This is a genomic window from Flavicella sp., assembly GCF_037132785.1.
GTDB lineage: Bacteria > Bacteroidota > Bacteroidia > Flavobacteriales > Flavobacteriaceae > Flavicella.
The window spans coordinates 1-7308 of record NZ_JBAHZZ010000188.1; the positions used below are offsets into that span (position 1 = coordinate 1).

General features: G+C 31.9%; 5 protein-coding genes. 2 read left to right on the plus strand and 3 right to left on the minus strand.

The genetic code is table 11. From position 1 onward, the window contains the following. Positions 1 to 339 precede the first annotated feature (339 nt). From V5787_RS11935 to aspS, 3 genes are read right to left on the minus strand one after another with little or no spacing between them, the layout of a single operon-like run. Entirely contained in the window at positions 340 to 570 is a 231-nt protein-coding gene (locus tag V5787_RS11935) for a hypothetical protein (RefSeq protein ID WP_336893431.1), read from the minus strand. Between the two features lies 1 nt (position 571). Beyond that, on the minus strand, positions 572 to 2362 hold the full coding sequence (locus tag V5787_RS11940; protein WP_336893432.1) for a chloride channel protein: 1791 nt from the start codon (positions 2360 to 2362) through the stop codon (positions 572 to 574). 53 nt (positions 2363 to 2415) lie between these two features. Further along, a complete protein-coding gene (gene aspS, locus V5787_RS11945; RefSeq protein WP_336893433.1) occupies positions 2416 to 4185 on the minus strand; it encodes an aspartate--tRNA ligase in 1770 nt (589 codons plus the stop codon). A gap of 300 nt (positions 4186 to 4485) precedes the next feature. Between aspS and V5787_RS11950 the strand changes: the two genes are divergently transcribed. Continuing rightward, positions 4486 to 6282 carry a long-chain fatty acid--CoA ligase gene (locus tag V5787_RS11950; protein WP_336893434.1) on the plus strand — a complete coding sequence of 599 codons (1797 nt, stop codon included), beginning with the start codon at positions 4486 to 4488 and terminating at the stop codon, positions 6280 to 6282. A 37-nt stretch (positions 6283 to 6319) separates the two neighbouring features. Continuing rightward, positions 6320 to 6994 carry a 16S rRNA (cytidine(1402)-2'-O)-methyltransferase gene (gene rsmI / locus V5787_RS11955; RefSeq protein WP_336893435.1) on the plus strand — a complete coding sequence of 225 codons (675 nt, stop codon included), beginning with the start codon at positions 6320 to 6322 and terminating at the stop codon, positions 6992 to 6994. Positions 6995 to 7308 lie beyond the last annotated feature (314 nt).

The window sequence follows — 7308 nt, forward strand, 5'->3', positions numbered from 1 at the left end:
CTAAAAACTAAAGGAAAATGAACCAAGAAAGAGATCCATAACTAACATAAACAATGAAAATAAGGAAAAAAACATAAATTTTAGATTTAAAAAGTAAAAATTGAAATCTAAAACTGAAAAGAGCATTATGCAACGGTCTTAAGTTGTACCATTCTAACATTTAAATGACGCATTAAATTCGTTTCTTTTTCATTTATATTTCACACAAAAACAAAACCGTAGCGGAGCTATGCTTCAATTTTTATTTTATTTTTTGAATAAAAAACACTCCAAATTATTATTACGTCATTTAAAAGTAAAATGGGTATTAGTTAATAAACCCTTAAGCATTAAGTTAAATTAAGAGTCTTTTTTCTCTTCAGGATTTTGCATATTTTTAAAGGTGTATCTGGTCAAATCTTTTCCTTTATATCCGTTATATACAAATAGAGGAATTAGAATAAAAGCCATTATTGATACTCCAATACCAATATAAAATTCAGCTTTTTCACCCTTTATAGATTGAAGGTATAATCCGCTTCCAATAAGTCCAAGTACAATTATCAGTACGATTTTCACAAGTATTTTCATGTCAATTAGTTACTTCGATTAGCTTTCTTCGATATGCTGTTAAAAGACGAGACTTAGAGATAAACCCTTTGTAAACTCCATTTTTAACAACAGGTAAATTCCAAGCACCACTATCTTGAAATTTTTTCATAATTTCTTTCATTGAGTTTTTCTCATAGTCGATTATGCCTTTAGAATTTTGCATTAATTCTTGCACGGTAACTGTTTCGTATAAACTTTGATCAAACATAACTCCACGGATGTCATCCAATAGTAGGACTCCTAAATATTGATTTTTTTCGTCTACTACAGGGAAGTTATTACGAGAAGATTTTGCAACTGCCTCTTTTACTACATAACCCAATTTCATTTCTGGATGTAAAGAGATAAAATTGGTTTCAATTACCTTATCTATATCCATCAACATCAGTACATTCATATCCTTGTCATGCGTCATAAGCTCTCCTTTTTTAGCTAATTCGGCAGCATAAATATTAAAGGGAATATATTTTTTTGTGATTAAGTATGCGATAGCAGAGGTGATCATTAAAGGGATAAATAGTTCGTGTCCGCCTGTAATTTCTGCAATTAAGAATATTGCAGTTAAAGGAGCGTGTAGTACTCCTGCCATTAAACCTGCCATTCCTACCAAGGCAAAATTCCCAGTAGATAATTGATGACTTGAAATATTTACTGTGTTAAAAAACAAAGCAAAAACAAAACCAGTAACACTACCCGTAAAAAGTGTTGGTGCAAATACACCACCAACCCCACCAGCTCCAAAAGTAATAGAAGTTGCGACTACTTTAAAAGCAACCAGTCCTAATAGAAAAATAATAATCCACCAGCTGTTTTCTGTAACAATTCCAAAATAATTTTGATCAAAAACATCAGATACATTATTGTTTAAAAGGTTATTTATGGTTATAAATCCTTCCCCAAATAATGGAGGTATGAAGTATACAATAACTCCAAGTCCAACTCCTCCTATTAAAAGGCGTTTATAAGGGTTTGCAAATTTGGCAAAGAAATTACTAATCGAAAAATAGACTTTACTAAAATAAACCGATATCAATCCGCAACTAACTCCTAAAAATATATAATAGACAGTGTCTACTAAAGTAAATTTATCTGTCAATTCAAAACGTAAAAGAGCGTTGTCTCCAAGAAAGAAATAAGAAGTTAAAATTGCTGAAATTGAAGAAAGTAATAATGGAATCAAAGAAACCATAGTTAAATCTAAACTAAAAATTTCAATAGCAAATATGATTGCTGCAATAGGAGCTTTAAAAATAGAGGACATGGCTGCTGCTGCTGCTGCTCCAATTAATAATGTACGAGTACTTCTGTTTAAGTGAAATAGCCTAGCTACGTTAGATCCAATAGCAGCACTGGTCGCTACAGTTGGGCCCTCCAGTCCAACAGAACCACCAAAGCCAACAGTTATAGGAGCTGTAAGAATTGAACTATACATTTTGTAACGCTCCATAAGTCCTTTCTTTTTGGAAATGGCATGTAAGGTGGATGGTATTCCATGAGAAACCTTCTTTTTGATTACATATTTAATCATCAATAAAGTAAGTGCCAATCCAATAATAGGGAAGATAAAATAAAAGGCATCGTGGTATTTCTGTACCACACCTGCTTCTAAAGTTTCTTGAATTAAGTGCGTTAAGTTTTTTAATGTTACCGCAGCTAAACCAGAAAGTAAACCAATAATTATACTTACAATATAAATAAATTGTTGACTTGTTAGATGTTTGTATTTCCAAATTAGAAATTTGGTAATTATGTTTTTTTTGTGTGGTGACATATCTTTATTTCATTCAAACATCCCACTTAGAAAGTGGGATGTTATTGTTGTGCTTATTGGTTGTCTTCTTTTTTTAAAATATTTAGTTTTAGACTTAATTCTGTAAGTTGAGTATCGTCTAATTTTGATGGCGCATCAATCATGACATCTCTACCTGAATTGTTTTTAGGGAAGGCAATAAAATCTCTAATAGTTTCCTTTCCTGCTAAGATTGCAACCAATCTATCCAATCCAAAAGCCAATCCACCATGAGGAGGTGCTCCGAATTCGAATGCGTCCATTAGGAAGCCGAATTGTGCGATAGCTTCCTCTTCAGAGAATCCTAAATGTTTTAACATGATTGCCTGTGTTGCTTTGTCATGAATACGAATAGATCCTCCTCCAATTTCATTTCCATTTAATACCAAATCATACGCATTTGCTTTTACTTCTCCAGGATTAGAATTTAATAATTCTAATTGTCCCGGTTTAGGAGATGTAAACGGATGATGCATTGCATGGTAATGTCCAGTTTCTTCATCTAATTCCAATAAAGGAAAATCGATTACCCATAAAGGAGCAAATTCTTCTGGTTTTCTTAGTCCTAAACGCTCTGCCAATTCCATGCGTAAAGCACTCAGTTGAGCTCTTACTTTATTTATTTTTCCAGAAAGCACACAGATCAAATCTCCAGGCTTAGCTCCTGTTTTCTCTGCCCAAGCAGCCAAATCTTCTTGGTTGTAGAATTTATCTACTGAAGATTTAAATGTACCATCTTCGTTATATTTTGCATAGATCATTCCAAAAGCACCCACTTGTGGACGTTTAACCCAGGCAACTAATTTGTCAATTTCTTTTCTTGTATAAGCAGCTCCACCAGGTACAGCAATACCTACTACTAATTCTGCTTCGTCAAATATTTTAAACTCTCTATGTTTAGCAACATCGTTTAATTCGCCAAACTCCATTCCAAAACGAATATCTGGTTTGTCGTTTCCATAAGTTTTCATGGCATGATCAAAAGTCATTCTAGGGAAATCACCAATTTCTATATTGTTTACTTTTTTCAATAAGTGACGTGTCAGTCCTTCAAAAACATGTAAGATATCTTCTTGTTCCACAAAAGCCATTTCACAGTCAATTTGTGTAAATTCAGGTTGTCTATCAGCACGTAAATCTTCATCTCTAAAACATTTTACAATTTGAAAGTATTTATCCATTCCACCTACCATCAACAATTGCTTAAAGGTTTGTGGAGATTGAGGCAAAGCATAAAACTGTCCTTCATTCATTCTTGAAGGAACCACAAAATCTCTTGCTCCTTCAGGAGTAGATTTGATTAAGTATGGGGTTTCTATTTCAATAAATGCTTGGTTTGATAAAAAGTTACGAACCTCTTGAGTTACTTTAGCTCTAAAAATCAGGTTGTTTTTAATAGGATTTCTACGGATGTCTAAATAACGATATTTCATACGTAATTCTTCACCGCCATCTGTTTCATTCTCAATGGTAAATGGAGGTAATTTAGACGCATTTAGTATCGTTAGTTCACTTACTAATAATTCGATGTCTCCTGTATAGATTTTATCGTTTTTAGACTGACGCTCAATGATAGCACCTTTTACTTGTATTACAAATTCACGTCCTAAAGATTTTGCTTTTTCGATGATAGCTTTGTCAGTACGGTCTTCATCAAATATCAATTGGGTAATTCCGTAACGATCACGTAAATCTATCCAGATCATAAACCCTTTGTCACGTATTTTTTGTACCCAACCTGATAAGATTACTTCTTCTCCAACATTTGAAATATTTAATTCTCCGTTAGTATGACTTCTATACATCTGTTCTTTATATTTAAAAAGACAGGGAAATAACCTGTCTGAATGTGTTTTATAATTGTTGCCTTTTAAAGATGTGCAAATTTACTGTTTAATTGTGGATTTCTTAAATTCAAAGTCTATTTTATTCTATTGAAGAATAAACAAATAAAAACTAAAATATTTTCTATTATTGTTTTAGAATAAGATGTGAACGGGTTTTAAGATTGCCTGCTTAAAGCTTAAGCCGTTCCATTAAATTATTTGTAGCTTTACATGTTTTTAAATTAGATACTAACTAAGTAAATTAGAAATAAAAAATACATGAATTATCAACATTTAGTAGTCGAGCTAAAACAAAACATTGAACGTTTTGGAACTAAAAAAGCTATTTTTTTTAAAAATAATAAGCTTAATTCATGGGAAGGAATCTCATGGAAAGTTTTTGGAGAACGAATTGATAAATTGTCGAAGGCTTTAATTAAACAGGGTGTAAAAGAACAAGATAATATTGGAATTTTTGCTGAAAATATGCCTGAATGGATTATTTCTGATATTTCAATAATGAGTATTAGGGCGGTAACAGTTCCTATTTATGCTACCAATTCTAGAAAGGAATCGGAATATATTATAAATGATGCAGAGATATCAGTGTTATTTGTTGGTGGCCAACAAGAATACGATAAAGCCTTAGGAATTTTAGCTACAAATGAATATTTAAAATTAATAATTGCTTTAAATAATGAAATAACAATTCAAGAGTCGGAAAAATCTGTTTATCTATCCGATTTTGAGCAAATAGGATCAGATGAAAAAATAGTTATTGAACTTCAAAAAAGACATTACGAATGTGAATTATCTGATTTAGCTAGTATTATTTATACATCTGGTACTACTGGAGAGCCAAAAGGAGTGATGTTAGATCATCTTAATTTTTCAGCTTCACTAAAATCACATAGTGATGAGTTAAATGCAACAGTAGAGGATTCCTCTTTAAGTTTTTTGCCACTAAGTCATATATACGAACGTAGTTGGGTGTTTTTCTGTTTGTACAAAGGAATTGAAGTGTATTTCAATCAAAACCCAAAGTTAATTGCGGATGTTTTAAAAGAAGTGAAACCTACATTAATGTGTACAGTTCCTAGAATTTTTGAAAAAATATTTGCTGCAATTCAAGAGAAAAGAAAAGAAGCTTCACCCGCTAAAATGAAATTAGCAAGTTGGGCTTTAGGTATTGGAAATACCTATAACAATAAGTACAAGCGATTTGACAAAAAAATACCGTTTCTAATAAAATTAAAATTTAAGATAGCAGACAAATTAGTATTGAGCAAACTTAGAGAGGTTTTTGGAGGGCGTATTAAATTCATGCCTTGTGGAGGTGCACCATTAGCTGAAGATTTGGTTTCGTTTTTTCATTCTTTTGGCTTAAATATAAAATGTGGTTATGGTTTGACAGAAACTACTGCAACAGTTACGTTATTTGGAGACAAGAATTTTGTGTTTAATTCAGCAGGGAAACCGATTTCAGGTGCTCAAATTAAAATAGGCAACAATGATGAAATTTTAATAAAAGGACCAGGAGTGATGAAAGGTTATTACAAAAAGCCCGAAGCTACTGCTGCTGTTTTTAAGGAGGGTTGGTTTTGTACTGGCGATGCTGGTAAAATGGATGCAGAAGGTAATTTGACAATAACAGATAGAATTAAAGATTTAATGAAAACTTCAGGAGGAAAATATATCGCTCCACAAAAATTAGAAATGGCATTGGTTAACGATTCTTTTATTGAGCAAATTGCCGTTATTGGAGATCAACAAAAGTATGTTACAGCATTGGCTGTTCCTAGTTTTGAAAACATTAAAAAGTATGCTATTGAACATAAAATTAATTTTAAAACAATTGAAGAATTAATTAATCATAATCAGATAAAATCGTTGTTTGAAAAACGATTTGAAGAATTGCAAAAAGAGTTTTCTAAGTATGAGAAAATTAAGAAATTCACTTTGTTACCAAAAGAATTTAGCATTGATTCTGGTGAAATTACAGCCTCACTAAAACTAAAACGAAAGGTGATTCATAAAAAATACAAAGAGCTTATTGAAAAAATGTATGCCGAATAAAATGCGCTTTTGTAACTTTGTATAAAAATTAAAGATATTGGACGCAAAATTATATTTAGTACCTACACCGATTGGAAACTTGGAAGACATGACTTTCCGTGCGGTGAGAATTTTAAAGGAAGTTGATTTAATTTTAGCTGAAGACACACGTACCTCGGGTAAATTATTAAAACATTTTGATGTTCAAACTCAAATGATGAGTCACCATATGCATAACGAGCATAAAATGGTAGCGAGAATTGTTGAGCGAATTCAGAATGGAGAGTCGGTTGCTTTAATTTCTGATGCAGGTACTCCTGCAATTTCCGATCCTGGGTTTTTATTATCGAGATCCTGTGTGCAAGCAGGTGTAGAGATAGAGTGTTTACCAGGGGCAACAGCATTTGTGCCAGCTTTGGTAAATAGTGCTTTGCCAAATGATAAATTTGTTTTTGAAGGTTTTTTACCTGTTAAAAAAGGAAGACAAACACGATTATTTTTATTGGCAGAAGAAACAAGAACCATGATTTTTTATGAATCGCCACACAAATTAATAAAAACCTTAACCCATTTTGCTGAATATTTTGGAGCTGATAGACAGATTTCCGTATCCAGAGAGTTGACCAAGTTATTTGAAGAGACAAAACGTGGAACTATAAATGAGCTTATAAAGCATTTTACAGAAAACACCTTAAAAGGTGAAATTGTAGTAATTGTAGATGGTAAAAAATAGAAACATCTTAATGAAATATAAACCTTTGTAGAAATGTAAAGGCTTTTTTGTTTAGATATTCCGATTTTGTCAATAAGTAATATCAATTTTATTTTTAAATGGATTATTTTTTATTCAGATAAGCAATAAAAATTGAAGAATGGCACCGCTTCGGTTTTGTTATTCGGTAAAACAAGACCGTTGCAAGGTACATGACAAAAACAAACATCCAAATTTAGGATATAAATCATTGTTTGTTAGCTTATTAAGATGTATATTCAAGCCATGAAACTACAAATAACACCTACTTTTGCAGATAGCATTTGTGATTTACG

Bases quoted from the DNA above. Each gene is read 5' to 3' on its own strand.
- V5787_RS11940 (WP_336893432.1), bottom strand. From the start codon at position 2,362: ATGTCACCACACAAAAAAAACATAATTACCAAATTTCTAATTTGGAAA.
- V5787_RS11950 (WP_336893434.1), top strand. From the start codon at position 4,486: ATGAATTATCAACATTTAGTAGTCGAGCTAAAACAAAACATTGAACGT.
- V5787_RS11935 (WP_336893431.1), bottom strand. From the start codon at position 570: ATGAAAATACTTGTGAAAATCGTACTGATAATTGTACTTGGACTTATT.
- aspS (WP_336893433.1), bottom strand. From the start codon at position 4,185: ATGTATAGAAGTCATACTAACGGAGAATTAAATATTTCAAATGTTGGA.